12 protein-coding genes are annotated in these 18,059 nt (G+C 62.8%); 10 read left to right on the plus strand and 2 right to left on the minus strand.

Annotated features, from left to right (window positions below; translation table 11 throughout):
• The first annotated feature begins 15 nt into the window (after positions 1-15).
• The 4 genes from V1277_RS24340 (at position 16) to V1277_RS24355 (ending at position 5,805) form a co-directional block, all read left to right on the plus strand.
• The gene (locus V1277_RS24340) at positions 16-2,526 is read left to right on the plus strand and encodes a circularly permuted type 2 ATP-grasp protein (RefSeq protein ID WP_334418468.1); all 2,511 of its coding nucleotides are present in this window, start codon (positions 16-18) and stop codon (positions 2,524-2,526) included.
• Positions 2,523-3,401 (plus strand): transglutaminase family protein, encoded by an 879-nt coding sequence (locus V1277_RS24345; protein WP_334418469.1) that lies wholly within the window; start codon positions 2,523-2,525, stop codon positions 3,399-3,401. Before V1277_RS24340 ends, V1277_RS24345 begins: the two co-directional genes overlap by 4 nt.
• A gap of 226 nt (positions 3,402-3,627) precedes the next feature.
• The gene (locus tag V1277_RS24350) at positions 3,628-4,050 is read left to right on the plus strand and encodes a cache domain-containing protein (protein WP_334377225.1); all 423 of its coding nucleotides are present in this window, start codon (positions 3,628-3,630) and stop codon (positions 4,048-4,050) included.
• A gap of 54 nt (positions 4,051-4,104) precedes the next feature.
• Positions 4,105-5,805, plus strand: coding sequence for a methyl-accepting chemotaxis protein (locus V1277_RS24355; protein ID WP_334418470.1), 1,701 nt, complete (start codon positions 4,105-4,107; stop codon positions 5,803-5,805).
• A gap of 1,027 nt (positions 5,806-6,832) precedes the next feature.
• Here the strand turns inward: V1277_RS24355 and V1277_RS24360 are convergent.
• Positions 6,833-8,539, minus strand: a complete 1,707-nt coding sequence (locus V1277_RS24360) for a methyl-accepting chemotaxis protein (RefSeq protein WP_334418471.1) — start codon at positions 8,537-8,539, stop codon at positions 6,833-6,835.
• Between the two features lie 447 nt (positions 8,540-8,986).
• Here V1277_RS24360 and V1277_RS24365 point away from each other — a divergent pair, with 447 nt between their 5' ends.
• The 6 genes from V1277_RS24365 to V1277_RS24390 all read left to right on the plus strand — a co-directional run bounded on the left by V1277_RS24365 (position 8,987) and on the right by V1277_RS24390 (position 17,302).
• The gene (locus tag V1277_RS24365) at positions 8,987-9,568 is read left to right on the plus strand and encodes a hypothetical protein (RefSeq protein WP_334418472.1); all 582 of its coding nucleotides are present in this window, start codon (positions 8,987-8,989) and stop codon (positions 9,566-9,568) included.
• Positions 9,569-9,682: 114 nt separating this feature from the next.
• Entirely contained in the window at positions 9,683-11,065 is a 1,383-nt protein-coding gene (locus tag V1277_RS24370) for an ethanolamine ammonia-lyase subunit EutB (protein ID WP_334418473.1), read from the plus strand.
• Positions 11,066-11,197: 132 nt separating this feature from the next.
• Complete coding sequence (locus V1277_RS24375; protein WP_334418474.1) at positions 11,198-12,784, plus strand: B12-binding domain-containing radical SAM protein; 1,587 nt, start codon at positions 11,198-11,200, stop codon at positions 12,782-12,784.
• 6 nt (positions 12,785-12,790) lie between these two features.
• Positions 12,791-13,585, plus strand: coding sequence for an ethanolamine ammonia-lyase subunit EutC (gene eutC, locus V1277_RS24380; RefSeq protein WP_334418475.1), 795 nt, complete (start codon positions 12,791-12,793; stop codon positions 13,583-13,585).
• A gap of 210 nt (positions 13,586-13,795) precedes the next feature.
• Positions 13,796-16,186 carry an efflux RND transporter permease subunit gene (locus V1277_RS24385; protein ID WP_334418476.1) on the plus strand — a complete coding sequence of 797 codons (2,391 nt, stop codon included), beginning with the start codon at positions 13,796-13,798 and terminating at the stop codon, positions 16,184-16,186.
• Positions 16,187-16,243: 57 nt separating this feature from the next.
• Positions 16,244-17,302 (plus strand): hypothetical protein, encoded by a 1,059-nt coding sequence (locus tag V1277_RS24390; protein ID WP_334418477.1) that lies wholly within the window; start codon positions 16,244-16,246, stop codon positions 17,300-17,302.
• A gap of 70 nt (positions 17,303-17,372) precedes the next feature.
• Here V1277_RS24390 and V1277_RS24395 read toward each other — a convergent pair whose 3' ends face one another.
• A complete protein-coding gene (locus V1277_RS24395; RefSeq protein WP_334418478.1) occupies positions 17,373-17,876 on the minus strand; it encodes a hypothetical protein in 504 nt (167 codons plus the stop codon).
• Positions 17,877-18,059 lie beyond the last annotated feature (183 nt).

The following is an 18,059-nucleotide window of genomic DNA, read 5'->3' on the forward strand; positions in this document are numbered from 1 at the left end:
TCTCGGGGAATCGAAATGTCAGGCCAAGGCAACAGTCAGGAGAGCAAGGCCCGTCCAGGACAGCGCCGGATGGCGCAATGGACCCGCGACTATGCGCGGCTGCCCGGCATTCCCGACGAATATATCGGGCCTGACGGAGCGCCGCGCGCGGCCTGGACCCGTTTCTTCGATGCCTTTGCGGCGCTTTCGCCGCCAGATATCGAACGCCGCTTCGCCTCCGCCGACCGGCATCTGCGCGAGGCCGGCGTCACCTATCGCGCGCCCGGCGAAACCGCCGACCGGCTGTGGCCGCTCAGCCATCTGCCGCTGATCATCGACGAGGCCGACTGGCAGCAACTGACCACGGGTATCGCCCAGCGAGCGCAGTTGTTTGAAATGATCCTGCGCGATCTCTATGGCGAGGCCCGGCTGGTCACCGATGGTGCGGTGCCCGCGGCCGCGATTGCCGGCAGCAATGAATATCTGCGCGCCGTTTGCGGCGTCAAACCCCCGGGTAACCGCTATTTGCATTTCTATGCGGCTGACGTCGGCCGCGGCCCCGACGGGCGCTGGTGGGTGCTGAACGACCGCACGCAGGCACCCTCGGGCGCCGGTTACGCGCTGGAAAACCGCCTGGTGCTGTCGCGCGCCTTTTCCAATCTCTACAAGTCGATGAACGTCGAGCGTGTGGCGCCGTTCTTCGAGGCGTTCCGCGACTCGCTTCGCGCCAGCGCCGACCGCGACGAGCCACGCATCGGCCTGTTGACGCCGGGCGCCTTCAGCGAAACCTATTTCGAACACGCCACGCTGGCGCGTTATCTCGGGTTTCTCCTGGTCGAGGGCGATGATCTCGCCGTCAGCGGCGACCGCATCCATATCCGCACCGTCGCGGGCCTGAAGCGGCTCGACGTGCTGCTGCGCCGGGTCGACTCCAATTTTCTCGATCCGCTGGAGCTTGATGCCTCGTCGCATCTCGGCGTGCCCGGCCTGATCGATGTGCTGCGCAAGGACGGCGTCGTCGTCGCCAACATGCCGGGCTCCGGCGTATTGGAGGCGAGGGCGCTGCTCGGATTCCTGCCGAGCCTGTGCCGCCGCTTGCTCGGCGAGACCTTGATCATGCCGCACATCGCGACCTGGTGGTGTGGCCAGAAATCCGCGCGTGAGGAAGTACTGTCGCGGCTGGAGGATTTCGTCATCGAGGGCGCCTATGGCCGGGCCGTTCCCGGCTTTTCCAGCCATGCGCCCGTGCTTGCCGGCGAGTTGCCGCCAGCCGAGCGCGACCGGCTCCGGCAGGCGATCACCGACCGCGGCATCGATTATGTCGGCCAGGAACTGGTGCGCTTGTCGACGACGCCGGTGTGGGAAGAGGGGCGGATCACGCCGCGCCCGTTCGTGCTGAGGGTATTTGCCGCAGCGACTCCGCAAGGCTGGACCATCCTGCCCGGCGGTTTCTGCCGGATCGCCGAAAAGACGGATGCCCGCGCAGTGTCGATGGGTGATGGGGTGCGGTCGGCGGACGTCTGGGTGGTGTCCGACAAAGCCGTAGCATCGGCCACGCTGTTGCCCGGCGCCGACACGGTGCGGATCAGGCGGATCGCCGGCGTGGTGCCGAGCCGTGCCGCGGATAATCTGTTCTGGCTCGGCCGCTATCTCGAACGCGCCGAGGCGACGCTGCGGCTGATCCGTGCGCTCGGCACCTCGACGCGTGATCCTGCCAAGGGAGCGTCAACCGCGTTGCATTCGGTCGAGCGTATCCAGCGGATTCTCGTGACCTGGGGCGCTACCTCGCAGGCGACGCGGACCAATCCGGCGCGCGTCATTGCGGAAGCGCTGCAGAGCGAGGAGAAGTTCGGTTCAGCGCTTTCGCTGGTGCGATCGGTGCAGCGAACTGCGAGCTCGCTGCGCGAGCGGCTCTCGCCCGATGCCTGGCAGATCATCACCGAGATGGTGGAGCGCCTTGCGCTGCAGGTCGACGACGACGACAGCATCGTCAGCGCCGCTGAATTGACGCTGCAGGAGCTGGCGAGCCTTGCCGGCCTGGCGCAGGAAAACATGAACCGCGCCGCCGGATGGCGCTTCCTCGACATGGGCCGCCGCGCCGAGCGCGCCATCAACACCGCGCGGTTCGCGCGGCAGTTCGCCTATGACGAAGCGGGCGAAGATGACCTCGACGCGCTGTTGACGCTGGTGGATTGCCAGATCACCTACCGCTCGCGCTATCTGGTCGGGCCGGCGCTGGCGCCGGTTCGCGACCTCGCCGTGCTCGATCCTTATAATCCGCGCTCGGTCGCCTTTCAGGTCGCAGCGCTCAACGACCACATTGCGGCGCTGCCAAGCCTGAAGGAACATGGTTTGATCGAGCGGCCACAGCGGCTGGCAGTGGCGTTGCAGGCGACGCTGACGACGGCGGAGGCTGCCACGCTGGATGTGAAAACGCTGTTTGCACTCGAACAGGATCTGCTCAATCTGGCCGACGCCATCGGCCTGCATTACTTCCCGCACGGGCCCAATGCGAGCCGGCCGGAGAAGCTCACGGGCCTCGCGTGATCTACGACATCCGTCACGTCACGACCTACGCTTACGAGAGCCCGGTGAGTTTTGCGCGCTGCTCGCTGCGGCTGGAGCCGCGAACCGGCGACGGGCAGCAATTGATCTCGCACGCGGTCGAGATCCGGCCGCGGCCGGCCGAACGCACGGTGCGGCGGGACTTTTTCGGAACGCATACCGAGAGCGTACTGATCGAGACCGCGCATCGCAATTTGCGGATCGATTCCCGCTCACGGGTTTTGGTCGGGCGTCGGGCGCCTGGTCGCGCGGCGCCCAGCCCGCCCTGGGAGCGCATCCGCGACGTGGCCTTTGAGGCCACCAGCCTCGGTCCCGCTTCGCCGGTCGGATACGTCTTTGCAAGCTCGCTGGTGCCGGTGCTGGCGCCGCTCACTGCCTATGCCGCGCCAAGCTTCGCGCCGGGCGGCGGCATCCTCACGGGCGCCGTCGACCTGATGCGCCGCATCCGCAGCGATTTCAGATACGACTCCAAGGCCACCGTGATTTCGACGCCGCTTGGGGAAGTGTTCGAGAAGCGCCACGGTGTCTGCCAGGACTTTGCCCATGTGATGATTGCGGGCCTGCGCGGGCTCGGCCTGCCGGCGGCCTATGTCAGCGGCTATCTGCGCACCGTTCCGCCGGCCGGCCAGCCGCGCCTGCAGGGCGCCGACGCCAGCCACGCCTGGGTCTCGGTCTGGTGCGGCGCCGAGCTCGGTTGGGTCGGCTTCGATCCGACCAACGACCTCCTGGTCGAGAACGATCACATCATCCTGTCGATCGGAAGGGACTTCTCCGACGTCTCGCCGGTCGACGGCATCATCGTCGGACCGCCCAAGCAGAAGCTCAGCGTCGCCGTGGACGTGATGCTGGTGGAATGAGGCTGGAATGCCTCCGTACCGGATTTTTTAAGAATTGGTTGTCCTGCCGCAGCGGTTAAGCCGCGCTAATCTCCGCTGCACTACGGATAGGCACTTTAACGGAAGGTTTGCACTTTTGTTGCCAGCATGACGTGCGCGGAACCGCGCCTGCAAGTTGCGTCCACCTAGCCAGGAGATAATCGTGAACAATTGGTCAACAAAGCCTTTCGTTTCCGCCGTGGCAGCCATGCTTGTTTTCGGCGGTACCGCCAGCGCGGGCGGCGGCGCAACCAAGGATGAAGCCGTTGCCATGGTCAAGCAGGCCGTTACCTTCATCAAGGAGCAGGGACCCGAAAAGGCGTATCCCGAGCTCACCAACAAGGCCAGCAAGTTCCGCGACCGCGATCTCTATGTCGTGGTCTATCAGCTCGACGGCAAAGTGCTGGCTCACGGCTCGAACGAGAAGTTCGTCGGCAAGGATCTGATCGACGCCCAGGATGTCGACGGCAAGCTCTACGTCAAGGAACGCGTCGAACTCGCCGCCAAGCAGCCTTCGTTCTGGCAGGATTACAAGTTCGTCAATCCGGTGAGCAAGAAGGTCGAGCCGAAGGAAATGTACTGCGAGAAGCTGGATAACACGGCCGTCTGTGCGGGCGTCTACAAGCTCTGACCCCGATCAAGCGTTTGCGTTGTTGTGCGGCGATCGCCGCACTGAAGGGGTGACATGCTCGGCTGGATCAAGAACATTGGCCTTTCCTGGAAAGTCCAGCTCGCTCCGGCGTTCCTGATCGCCGTCCTGATCGGGCTCGGCGCCTATGCGTTGCAAACGCTGCGGTCGAATCAGGCCGCCGTTGACGCGTTGGTGTCCGGTCCGGTCCGGCAATCGGAGCTGGCCAACGATCTCACCACAACGGTGTGGACGGCACACGCCAAGCTCTATCGTCTTGCTGCCACTGCAGCCAACGAAAAGGACGAGAAGAAAATTGTGCAGGTCGCCAAGGAAGCTTCCGTGGCGGCCGGCAAAATTTCGGACGCGCTGAAGGCCGTCGAAAGTATCAAGGGCGGGTTCAGCCCGGAAACATTCGAGAAGCTGAAAGCCGCTGTTGCAGGCTACCTCAAGCAATCGAAAAACGCGATCGAGATGGCCGATGGCGACGCCGGTTCGGCGCTGATATTCATCAAGGGCGCGGAACGAAACTTTGCCGTCATCGAAAAGCTGGCCGACGACCTGATTACGCACAGCAGCGAGAGCAAGGACCGCGAAATTGCCCGTGCGGGGATCAAGCTCGAGCAGCAGCAGATAACGCTGACGGCCGTGCTTCTGGCCGTTGCGCTCGCTGGCATCGTCGTCTCGTTTCTGATCGGCCGGAGCATTTCCCATCCCGTCGTGGCGATGTCGAGGGCGATGCGCGAACTTGCCGCCGGGCATTTCGAGGTCCAACTGCCCGGCCTTGAGCGCCGCGATGAAGTCGGCCAGATGGCGCACGCGATCCAGGAATTCAAGGTGCAGGCGATCGCCAAGGCCGAACGCGAGACGGCGGAGCGCGAGGAAAAGAACCGTGAACTGGCATCGGCCCGCCGTACGGAGCTTCACAATCTGGCCGAGAGTTTCGAGATCGCGGTCGGCAATATTGTCGAGAACGTAGGCTCAGCCTCGGCCGAACTGGAAAATTCCGCCGCGGTCCTGACCAACAGCAGCGCGGCCACCCAGCAGCTCTCCACCGTGGTCGCCGCGGCTTCCGAGGAGACCTCCAGCAACGTGCAGTCGGTGGCGTCCGCCGCCGAGGAAATGGCCAGCTCCGTCAATGAAATCGGCAGGCAGGTCGCGAATTCCAACCGGATCGCCAACGAGGCCGTCGTTCAGGCGCAAAAGACCGATGCCCGGATCATCGAATTGTCGGAGGCGGCAAACCGCATCGGCGACGTAACCAGGTTGATCACCACGATCGCCGAGCAGACCAATCTACTGGCACTCAACGCGACCATTGAGGCCGCCCGCGCCGGTGACGCCGGCCGCGGCTTTGCGGTGGTCGCCCAGGAGGTCAAGGCGCTCGCCACCCAGACCGCCAAGGCAACCAGCGAAATCTCGACCCAGATCGCCGAGATGCAGTCGGCGACGCAGGAATCGGTGCACGCCATCAAGGAGATCAGCGGCACCATCGGCCGGGTTTCCGAAATCGCCGCGGCGATCGCTGCCGCTATCGAGGAGCAGGGCGCTGCCACCCAGGAAATCGCGCGCAACGTGCAGCAGGCGGCAGTGGGCTCGACTCAGGTCGCGACCAGCATCGCCGACGTCAACCGTGGCGCCGGCGAAATCGGCACGGCGTCGTCACAGGTGCTGGCCAACGCGCAACTGCTCTCCAACGAAAACAAGCGGCTCAAGGCCGAGGTCGGCAAATTCCTCGCAACCGTGCGGTCGGCGTAAGCCGTAGGGCCCAAAAGCCGAGATTGGCGAACGTGGCTTGATCCACGTCCGCTTTGCAGCATTTTGCGGACTCAAGTCGGACATCGCCCCAAGTCCGAAAAGTGCCACAAGGCGACATCGAGGCCCAACTTTACATTTAGCTTCATATATTCCTTAACACATCTCGGCCAATGTCCCAGGATCAGCTAGAGGTTGTGCCTTGAAACTCGTTCGATCTATTCCGGTCCCCATCTTCTGGGCATTCCTAGGCATCGTGATCTTTCCGTTCTATGACCTGCTCACGGGAAAGATGTTTAGTTTGGTGCTCAGCGACAAGGTTGGCACGGCACTAGCCGACACTGCATTTGGAATGACGATGGGGTACCTTGCTGGCTGGTACTTCGTCGGGAAGATGAGGCTTCCTCGAAGCGCTACGAGTTTCGATCTGGAGGCGGCCGCCCTACGGAAAAGGGAGAAATCGTCCTAACCCATGGAACGAACTCTATGGCTATTGGCGCAGGCTTCGCAATTGGCATTCTGGCTTGGGCGTTGTTTCAATGCCTCCGCACTCACGAAATTCGAATGACAGCGGCTCGGACCATAAAGCGTGGCGAATTTCCAGAGATCTATTGGGGGCTAATTTTGTTTCAGTGCTTCGCGGTTGCGTTTTTTATCATATTCGCCTTCTTCCCGTGGCAGCGCTAGTGCGCCACTTGCCGAACGTCTGCATTGGGTCATTCGCGTCGATTTGCCATATCAGCGATATGTCCGATATCCAGCTCATCTCGCACCTGCCGATTCGACGTTGCGAAAGTCGAGATAGGTATGAATCAAGCTCCCGAACCGGAGCCTCGAATCATGAGATATGACGCACGGACGTTGGGTGGACTGCCATCAGGCTGCTTCTCCCGAACAAGTCCTGCGGCGTGCCGAGGGCCAATAATCGGTGTGTCGGCGGATTAAGTGTCAATCCGAAGTCTTGCCGAACTTTGCGGAGCCAGATTCGGGGGCTCCTCACACTCTGGCGCGAACCCGAGATACCGCCAGCTTACGTGCCGGTCTTGCGCACCGGCTCCGACGAATCCGCACGCAGGTTGCGGAAGAATTTTTCGACCTCGCGCGACAGCGTTTCGGCCGTGGCCGTCAGCTCGCTGGATGCCGTAAGGACTGAAGTCGCCGCCGTGCTCGTCGTGCCGATGGCGTCGCTGAGCGACCCGATATTGACGACCAGCGTGCCGTTGCCCTGCGCCGCCAATTGCGCGTTCGCCGAGATTTCACGCGTCGCCGCATCCTGCTGCTCGATCGCGCTGGCAATGATGGAAGTCACCTCGTTGATGTCGCGCACGGCGTCGCCGATCTCGCGGACCGCTTCGACGGAGGTTTTGGTCGACGTCTGGATCAGGCCGACGTTCTGGCCGATTTCGGCGGTCGCCTTGGCGGTCTGCTCGGCCAGCGCCTTGACCTCGTGGGCGACCACGGCGAAGCCGCGGCCGGCGTCGCCGGCGCGCGCGGCTTCGATCGTTGCGTTGAGCGCCAGGAGGTTGGTTTGCTCGGCGATCGCCTGGATCAGGTTGAGCACACCGTCGATGCGCTGGGTCGCAGCCGCAAGCCCCTCGATTTCGGAGACCGATTTCTCGGTGCGCTGGCCCGCCTGCTCGACGGCGCTCGCCGACTGGCGCACCTGGCGGCCGATTTCCTCGACGGAAGCGGAAAGCTCTTCGGCAGCGCTCGCGACGGCGGAGACGTTGCTGGAGGCCTGTTCGGTCGCACCGTTGGCGGCCACCGCGCGTCCGCTTGCATCCGATGAGACGCTGGCGATGGTCTGGGCGGTACCGCGCATCGCGGTCGCATTGTCGGTGACCGCGCGCAGTACGCCGCCGATCGCTTCCCGGAACGCATCGACCGAGGCCTCGATGTGGCGGGTGCGCTCGTCACGCGCCTTGGAATCCTCCAGCACCTGCGAATTGAGGTTGCGGTTGCGATCCATCGCTTCCTGGAAGATCTTGATGGCACGGGCGAGCGCTCCGATTTCGTCGGCGCGTTCGGCATGCGGAACCTCGACGCCTTCGGCGCCGTCGGCCACCTGCTTGATGGTGGCGGTGATGACCGAGAGCGGGCGCGCGATCGAACGGGAAATGATCAGCACGCCGAGGACGACAACCACCAGCGCCAGCACGCCGAGGCAAGTCAGGATAAATGCCATCGTATGGTTGGTGTCGGTCTGTTGGGCCAGCCTCCTGCTGCGTTCGGCGTAGACCTTGGAGAGCGCTTCGAGATCCTTATTCAGCGCGGTGCGCACTTGGCGGTTGGCGTCATTGTCGCCCCATTCACGCCCCGCAGCCCCGTTGATCTCGACGCCACGGCGAACCAGCTCCTTGCGGAAGTCGACGAACTGTTCGATGCGCTTCTTGAAGGTGGCGAACTGCTGGGCGTCGTCGGCCTGGACCAGCGTTTCCCAGTTCTTCACGACATCAAGGATGCGCTCGTTGAACTTGAGCAGTCCGTCGCCGTATTTCTTCACCACCGCCGGCTCGCTCGACATGTAGATGCCGCGCGATTCCATCACGACCGCATAGACCAGCGAGTTGATGCGCTCGACATTGAGCGCGGCGCGGCTCGCGATCGAAACCGCTTCGGTGAGGGCCGCATTCTGGCGGGTGTTGTAATCGGACAAGGCCGTGATGGCTGCGACGAGCAACGCGAACAGCGCGAAGATCGAATACAATTTGGCTGCAAGCGAAAATCGGGATGCCATGGCGCCACCAAAATAAGTACGGGAAAATTCAGCCGTATCGGCACGCCGGAATGGGATCCAGTGAATGCCTTCAGCTTAGGCAATGTGCTGAGTTTTGGTGGAGAATGTCTTAACGCGCGAAGTTCGTGAAACCGCAACTAAAGGCAAATCATCGAGTAACTTCAATTAATTACTTGAATGTCGCGCGATGCCTCGTCGGGAAAATTCGGCAGCTTGGTGCGACTGCAACGGGCCTTGGCATATCAGCGCAATTGGAGGTGGCTGGCGCGGCGGAATACGGCCGATGCGGGCAATACCGCCACACGAAGCATCCGCGTCTCCTGAAGGACGCTTCGCATTGGCAAGCATCCGTGGCGCGAATCAAGCTAGACAGCGAGCAGGGCGAAGGTGGCGCCGCGCTGCTTCGATCGTGCGTGAGAATTGGGACTCATGACTCAAAGTGCCGCCTTGCCGGGCAATCTCGATCTCTATCTTCACGTGCGCGTGCTGATCGCCCTGATCCTCGGGCTCAGCGTCACGCGTCTGGTCAGTGGTATCGCGGCATTGGTCCAGCACCCCGGTCGCTACGCGATTTGGCCTGTACATCTTGGCTGGGTCGCCTGGGCGCTCCTGAACGTGGTCGCGTTCTGGTGGTGGGAGTTTCGGCTGAGCCACATCCAGCACTGGACGTATGGCCTTTACTTCTTCGTTTGCGTGTACGCATCGATGTACTATTTCCTGAGCGTCCTGCTTTTCCCGCAGGATCTCGATGAATATAAGGGCTATGAGGATTACTTCCTCTCCCGCCGCCGCTGGTTCTTTGGTTTTGCGGCCCTCACGGAAGCCCTCGATGTGGTCGATACCTGGATAAAGGGCGAAGCGCATCTGCGATCGCTGGGACTGGAATATCTCGTCGCCACCAGCGCATTCATATTGCTGTCCGTGGTAGCCGCGAAAACGCGCAACCCAAAATTCCACATGCTGTTTGCGCTCAGCGCGGTGGCTTATCAAATAAGCTTTTCGATCCGCCATTTTGGTACGCTGGACTAATTACAGGCGGGGACCCCAATGCCGAAACTCCGCTGATTGCGGCCTGTAGCCTTGGCCGTTCGCCCGGCATAGACTAGCCAGGCAACGCAGTGGGTACGGCGCAGGAAGGTCAGCATGGTCTATCGGCAGATCATCGGTGCCACCACCTATGCCTTCGACGGTTTGCGCGAGCTGCTCGCGAAGGCGACGCCGCCGCGATCCGGCGACCGTCTTGCCGGCGTCGCGGCCGATAGCGCGGAACAGATGCTCGCAGCGCGAATGGCGCTCGCCGACGTGCCGCTGAAGCAGTTCCTCAACGAGGCTGTCATTCCCTATGAGGATGACGAGGTCACCCGGCTGATCATCGACAGCCACGATGCCCCGGGCTTTGCCGCCATATCGTCGCTGACCGTCGGCGGCTTCCGCGACTGGCTGCTCTCCGATGCCGCAACAAGCGAGTCTTTGGCGAAGGTCTCGCGCGGGATCACGCCGGAAATGGCCGCCGGTGTCTCAAAACTGATGCGCAACCAGGACTTGATCCTGGTCGCCAAGAAATGCGCGGTAACCTCGGCCTTTCGCAACACCATCGGCCTGAAGGGGCGGATGAGCGTGCGGCTGCAGCCCAACCATCCCTTCGATGATGCCAAGGGCATTACCGCTTCGATCCTCGACGGCATTCTCCTGGGATCGGGCGATGCCTGCATCGGCATCAATCCGGCCAGCGACGATCCGGCCGTGATCGGCGAGTTGCTGCGGCTGCTCGACGGCATCATCTCGCGGCTGCAGATCCCGACGCAGGGCTGCGTGCTCACGCATGTCACCACGACGCTTGGATTGATCGGGCAGGGCGCGCCGGTCGATCTGGTGTTTCAGTCGATCGCGGGAACGGAGGCTGCCAATCGCAGTTTTGGTGTCGATCTCGCGCTGCTGCGCGAGGCGCGTGAGGCGGGGCTGTCGCTTGGCCGCGGCACGGTCGGCGACAATTTGATGTATTTCGAAACGGGGCAGGGCTCGGCGCTGTCGGCCAACGCCCATCACAATGTCGACCAGCAGACATGCGAGGCGCGGGCCTACGCGGTGGCGCGCGCGTTCGATCCGTTGCTGGTCAACAGCGTCGTCGGTTTCATCGGTCCGGAGTATCTTTACGACGGCAAGGAAATCATCCGCGCCGGCCTCGAGGACCATTTCTGCGGCAAGCTGCTCGGCCTGCCGCTCGGGGTCGACGTCTGCTACACCAACCATGCCGAGGCCGACCAGGACGACATGGACAATCTGCTGACGCTATTGGCCGCCGCCGGCGTCACCTTCATCATGGGCGTGCCGGGCGCCGACGATGTCATGCTGAACTATCAGTCGACCTCGTTCCACGACGCGCTCTATGTCCGGGACCTCTTCGGCTTGAAGCGGGCGCCCGAGTTCGACGATTGGCTGGTCCGCTCAGGCCTCGCGGACGGCAATTTCCGGCTTGCCGGCAACGCCGGCCTGCTGCCCGAATTTGCCTCGCGGCTGATCGCCTGAACTCCGGTCTGCAGATTTTCGTGCAACCAATTGAACCCAAAGCGAGTTAGAAGTCACAGTCACAATGTTGAAGAATTTCTGGCCCAACTTTCAATGTCGTGCTTAAATTCATGTCAGCCTTGAGGAAATTTGATGAGAGCTGAAGGCATTGGAACGGTACGGCGTATCCTGTGCGTCTTCCCGCGCTATACGTCTTCTTTCGGCACGTTCGAATACGCCTATCCCCTGACCGCTGGCGTGAAGGCTTTCATGCCGCCACAGGGCCTCCTTCTGATCGCGGCCTATCTCCCGGCAAACTGGCAGGTGCGTTTCGTCGACGAGAACATTCGCCCCGCCGGCAAGGAAGACTTCGAATGGGCGGAAGCGGTGTTCGTCAGCGGCATGCACATCCAGCGCCAGCAGATGAACGACATCTGCCGCCGCGCGCATGCCTTCGATCTTGCGGTCGCGATCGGCGGCCCGTCGGTCAGCGCGTGCCCGGATTACTATCCCTCGTTCGATTATCTCCATGTCGGCGAACTCGGCGACGCCACCAATGAACTGATCGCGCGGTTGGCGCGCGACCCTTCGCGTCCCGAGCAGCAGGTGGTGCTGACGACCAGCGAACGCCTGTCGATGACCGAGTTTCCGATTCCGGCCTACGAGCTGGCGGAAGTGAAAAAATACCTGCTCGGCAGCATCCAGTATTCGAGCGGCTGCCCCTATCAGTGCGAGTTCTGCGATATCCCCGGGCTCTATGGCCGCAACCCGCGCTTGAAGACGCCTGAACAGATCATCGCCGAACTCGACAGGATGCGCGAATGCGGCATCACCGATACGGTGTATTTCGTCGACGACAATTTCATCGGCAACCGCAAGGCCACGCTGGACTTGCTACCGCATCTGATCGAATGGCAGAAGAGGACGGGCTATGTCGTGCGGCTGGCCTGCGAGGCGACGCTGAACATCGCCAAGCGGCCCGAGATCCTGGAGAAGATGCGCGAGGCGAGGTTCGTCACCGTGTTCTGCGGCATCGAGACGCCCGATCCCGACGCGCTGCACGCAATGCACAAGGACCACAACATGATGGTCCCGATCCACGAAGGCATCCACACCATCAATTCCTACGGCATGGAGGTCGTCTCCGGCATCATCATGGGTCTCGACACCGACAAGCCCGGCACGGCGGATGCACTGCTCAATTTCGTCGATGAATCGCGGATTCCGCTGCTGACGATCAATCTGCTGCAGGCGCTGCCGAAGACGCCGCTGTGGGACCGGCTGGAGCGCGAGGGGCGCCTCAACGACGACGAGAGCCGCGATTCCAATGTCGAGTTTCTGATGCCCTACGACCAGGTCATCAATTCCTGGAAGCGATGCATGGAGGTCGCCTTCCAGCCCGAGAAGCTCTACGCGCGCTACCAGTATCAATGCGACTACACCTACGCGAACCGGATCAAGGTGCCGGTCGCGCCTGAAATGAAGACCTGGCCCAACATCAAGCGTGCGCTGATCATGCTGCGCAACATCTTCTGGCAGGTCGGTGTGCTCAGCGATTACAGGCGCGTGTTTTGGAAATTCGCGATCGGGCGCCTCAGGCGCGGCGATCTCGAAGGGCTGATCGGTTCGGCCACGATCGCGCATCATCTGATCAAGTTCGCGCGCGCGGCGTCCGGCGGCCAGCAGAACGCGTCGAACTATTCGATCCGGCTGCGTGAGGCCTCCGTGCCTGCCGAGTAAAGGCTCATGAAAACGCCGACACCGCCGACCCGCTCGCTCGAAGCCCTGCGGGAGCTGACGCCGGCGCGCGTCGGGCTCGGCCGCTCGGGTGCGAGCATGCCGACCGCCGCGCTGCTTGCCTTCACCCTCGATCACGCACGCGCGCGCGATGCCGTGCATGCCGCGTTCGATGTGGAGCATCTGGCTGCCGGATTAGCCGGCCTCGGCCTGGAGGTCAGCGAGGTCTCCAGTCAGGCGGGCAACCGGCGCGACTATCTGCGCCGCCCCGATCTCGGACGCATGCTCGACCCGGATTCGCGGCGCGCGCTGGAAAAGCAAGGCGGCGGTGCGAACCAGGTTGTAATCGTGATCGGCGACGGGCTGTCGCCTGCGGCCGTCAATGTCCACGCGGTCGAGCTGGTTCGCCATCTTGCTCCGCGCCTGACGGAGGCCGGGATCCGGTGCGGCCGTGTCGTGATCGCTTCCGGCGCGCGCGTGGCGCTGGGCGACGAGATCGGTGCCGTGCTTGGCGCGCGGATGGTGGTGATGCTGATCGGCGAGCGGCCCGGCCTGTCGGCCCCCGACAGTCTCGGCGCCTATCTGACCTTTGCGCCGCGCAGCGGCCTCACCGACGAGAAGCGCAATTGCGTGTCCAATATCCACGGCGCAGGCCTGAGCTACGATGAGGCCGCCTTCAAGATCGCGTGGTTGGTGCGTGAAGGCTTCGCGCGCCAGGTCACGGGCGTGGCGCTGAAGGACGAAAGCGGAACCGCGCTGATCGCCGCCAGTGGTGCTGGCAGGTGTGGCAAATCAGAGACTTAACGCGCATTTTCGACATTTGCGTGCCGATTTGCCCTGTCGCGCGCGCTTGCCGGATCAGGTTCGGGCCTGTAAAACGGCGCCGATTAATTTACCGCGTGATTTCAAGGGCTAGCGCCCTATCGAATAGGGCTGACAAAGCCGTATTCGCGCCACCAAGCTGCACAAAAAACCAAGCTACACAAACAGGCCGACGTGAGAACTGGACAGGGTATGCTCGACAAGAACTCGGAAAGTCGCGTCCACGTCGCAGCCATAGAGGAACCGCCGCCGGGCAAGAGCATCGCCTTCGGGCTCGAACGCATGGGGCTGATCGCGGTCAAGGCGCCGATCCTGTCCATGGTCATTCTCGCGGTGCTGATCGTGGCGGCGATCTTCGGCATCCAGCGCATCAAGATCGACGACTCGCTGAGCCAGTTGTTCCGTTCCGATTCCAAGGACTTCAAGCAGTACGAAGCCGTCACCAAGCGCTTTCCGGCAACCGAATTCGACGTGCTGGTCGTGGTCGAGGGCAAGACGCTGCTGGCCCGCGAGAACCTCGAAAAGATCCGCGACATGGTCACCGACCTGCAACTGGTCGAGGGCGTGCGCGGCCTGGTCTCGCTGTTTTCGGCGCGTCAGGCGCCCGAGCCCGGCAAGTTGCCGGCCGCGCTGTTCCCGCCCGAACTGCCGCAGGGCGCCGCCTACGACAAGTTCGCCGAGACCGTCAAATCCAACGAGATCATTCGCGGCAAGCTGTTGTCCGAGGACGGCACGCTGGCGCTGATCGTGCTGTCGCTGGAGCCGAAGGTCGTTTCCTCGAACGAGCTCGGCACGGTGGTCGGCGAAATGCGGAAGATCATGGCCGAGGATCTTTCCGGCAGCGGGCTCAACGCCCAGCTTTCCGGCGTTCCCGTCATGCAGCTCGAGATCCGCAATGCGGTCAAGCGCGACGGGCTGACGTACAATATTCTCGGTATCCTGGCCGGCTGCATCATCGCGATCATTTTCTTCCGCAAGATATCGTTCATGGTGGTCGCGGCCTTCCCGCCGATCATCGCGATCCTGCTCGCGCTCGGCGGGCTCGGGTGGGCCGGTTTCAATCTCAACATGTTCCTGAACGTGATGACGCCGCTCATCATGGTGATCAGCTTCTCGGACTCCATGCAGTTGACGTTCGCGGCGCGCGACCGGCTGATTGCCGGCCAGGACAAGCTGAAGGCCTTCACCAACGCCGTGCTGGTAGTCGGCCCGGCCTGCGTGCTGACCCATGGCACCGCCGGCATTTCCTTCATCGCGCTGCAATTCTCCGATTCCGAACTGATCCGCAAATTCGGCGAGGCCGGTCTTGCCGCCACCATCATCGCGCTGGTGGCCGTGCTGTCGCTGGTGCCCGTATTCGGCGTGCTGTTCGTCCGCAACGAGAAGATTTTTGCGGTGAAATTCCAGAGCGCCGACGCCGGCGTGCAGGCGCTGCGCAATTTCTGTTACTGGATTGCGGTGCGCATGGTCGGTCGCCCCGGCATGTTCAGCCTGATCGCGCTGATCTTCGTCGGTGCGCTGGGCTACATCTACGCCACGCTGGAGCCGCGCTACCGGCTCGCCGACCAGGTGCCGGACAAGCGGCAGGCGGTGGCGGCATCGAGCCGGCTCGACGCCAAGCTCACCGGCGCCAATCCGATCGACGTGCTGATCGAATTCCCCAAGGGCGCCTCGCTCTACGCGCCGGAAACCCTGAAGACGATCGCCGACGTCCACTCGATGGTCGAGAAGTCGGCCGGTGTCGGCAACGTCTGGTCGCTGGAAACGCTGCGCCGCTGGCTCGCGGAGAAGGCCGGCAGCAGCGACGTCGCGACGCTGAAGGAATATGTCAGCGTGATTCCCGAGCATCTGGTGCGGCGATTCATCTCGGCCGAACAAGATGCGGTGGTGGTCTCAGGACGTGTGCCAGATCTCGATTCGAGCGAAATCCTTCCTGTGGTCGACAAGCTCGACAAGGCGCTGGACAAGGTGCGCGCCGAGCATCCAGGTTATGAGGTTGCGGTCACCGGCCTGTCGGCGATTGCCGCCCGCAACAGCGCCAACATGATTTCGAAGCTGAATGCCGGCCTCACGGTCGAGTTCCTGCTGGTCGCGATCTTCATTGGCCTCGCATTCCGCTCGGTCGTGGTGATGTTCTCCTGCATCCTGCCCGGCATTTTCCCGGTCGTAGCATCGGGCACGGTGCTCTGGATAATGGGTGAGGGGCTGCAATTCGCCAGCGTCGTCGCGCTGACGGTATCGTTCGGCCTCGGCTTGAGCGCCACCATCCACTTCCTCAATCGCTTGCGGCTGGAGAGCAAGCCGGGCGTGACCGCGGGACTGGCGGTTGAGCGCGCCACCGTGCTGGTCGGTCCGGCGCTGATTCTGACCACGGTGGTGCTGGCCTGCGGCCTAGGCGTCACCGTGTTCTCCGACCTGCCGTCGCTACGCTTGTTCGGCTGGCTCAGCGCGTTCTCGATGATCGCAGCGCTGGTCGCGGACCTCTTCATCCTACGGCCGACCTCGATGTTCCTGATCAGCCTGTCGGAAAGGATTCGCGGCGTCAGTCACGCCAAGCCAGCGGAGAACAAGGCCGCAGAATAACGAACGCTGCTGAATAACAGGGCTGCCGGCCAACGGCAGCCGCAGAGAGGCTGAGGAATGACGTCTGCAGGATTAGCCGCTCGCCCTGCGGCCGACGCTGCCGCCTACCGTGCGGTCGAACACATCTATCATTGCTATCTCACCGGGCTGATCCTGATGCTGGCGTCGCGTGCCGGCGCGCCGCGCGCGGCCGAGGTGGTATTTCGCACCTTCCGGCGCCAGCAACTGGCGCGCTTTCTTCCCGGATTGAAGAAGCTCGGCCTCGACCGGCTTCCGCATGCGGTCGCGTGCGCTCAATATCACTATCTGTCGAACCAGGTCGGCGGCGTGAAGGTCGAATATGTCTACGAGAGCGACACCAAGGCCTGGGTGCGCTATCCGCCGCCGCGCTGGATCTGGTCCGGCACGGCCATTTGCGGAATTCCCTCGGAAGTCTCGCGGGCGATGTTGCGCGGATGGCATGCCAACAACGGCGTCGTGCTCGGCAATCCCAGGCTCGGCTTTGTCTGCACGGGTCAGACCGTCGACGGTCAGCCGGGGCTCGAAGGTTACTACAAGGAATGGGATCACGATCTCGCGCCCGAGGAGCGACTGCAGTTTTCGCCGGGCGAACGCTGTCCGCCGTTCCGTGCCGATCTCGCGCCGCGCCTGCCGGAGAACACATGGCCGGAGGAACGGCTGCAGAAGGTGCTTCGCAATTATGCGATGGAGTACATCACCTCGGTCGTTCCGGAGACGATTGCCGTGCTCGGACCGGAGGAGGGCGGCCATCTCGCCGGCGCCGCGGCGCGGCTCGTCGGGATGCACACCTTCGACGACGTCGCTGCGCTGTTGGGTGGCGTGGAGGCAGGGGCGGTGGGTTTCGCCAAGGCCTTCGCCCGGCTTGCGCGGGGGCAGGACGACGATGCGGAACTGCAAGTCGAAGGCTCGGGCGCAACCGTGCGCCAGACTTCGTGGCGCCTGATGGCGGAACGTGAAGCGCTGTCGCCTCAAGTGTTCGATGCCTGGAACGAATTGTGGGTGGGGGCCGCGCTCGCGCACGATCGCTTCATGCGTGTCGAGGTGACGGAACGCCGCGACCGCGGCGATGCGTATTGGGCGTGGCAATTCCGCTGAGCTGCCGGAAATAAAAATGGCGGCATCCCCGGGGAGCCGCCATCGGCACTTACTGCTTTGAAGAACCGTATCAGGTCTTCGTCATCGTGATCTTGACGCCGCGGATCTCGCCCTTGGAGTCGATCTGCACGCTCTGCTTGTTGCCAGTGGTGCGCAAATTCAGGTTGGCTGCAAATCCCGATGCTTCGACAAACACGTCGATCTGGCCGCCGCCGGCGGTGCCCTGCAGGTTGCCGAAGATATTCCGGCTCTTTTCGCTCCAGTTGCCGGAGATGCGTTCGCCATGGCTGGTGACGTCGCTCGACAGGTCGAACTTGTAGCTGTCGCTGGCGCAGTGCAGATTTTGTTTCAGGCCGAGGCCGCTGGCGTTGACCTTGTAGTCGGCCTTGCAGCGGATGTTCTCGGTGGTGCCGTTGGACAGCGCGACGGTGCCGGTGCCGCTCCAGTTTCCATCAAAACCGGCAAACGGTCCGCCGGCCTGGGCATGGCTTGCGGTGACCGACAGCATGAGCGCGGCGACGACCCCGGCCGCTGCGGGAGCCTGACCGAACAAGCTGGAACCAAACAGTTTCATCGTGAGTTTCCCATAAAATAGACGCTTCTCTTGCAAGATACGTCTCGCCGCATCGAAGATTTAGTGTTCCTGCAGTATCTTAGGTTCAAAATGACGGCATGCTGTTTCCGCCGGTCGCGGCAGGAAAGGGCACAAGCAGCCGAATGGAATCAATATTCGCATCGGCTCCGTCGGCGCAGCATC

Source organism: Bradyrhizobium sp. AZCC 1588 (assembly GCF_036924735.1).
Taxonomy (GTDB): domain Bacteria; phylum Pseudomonadota; class Alphaproteobacteria; order Rhizobiales; family Xanthobacteraceae; genus Bradyrhizobium.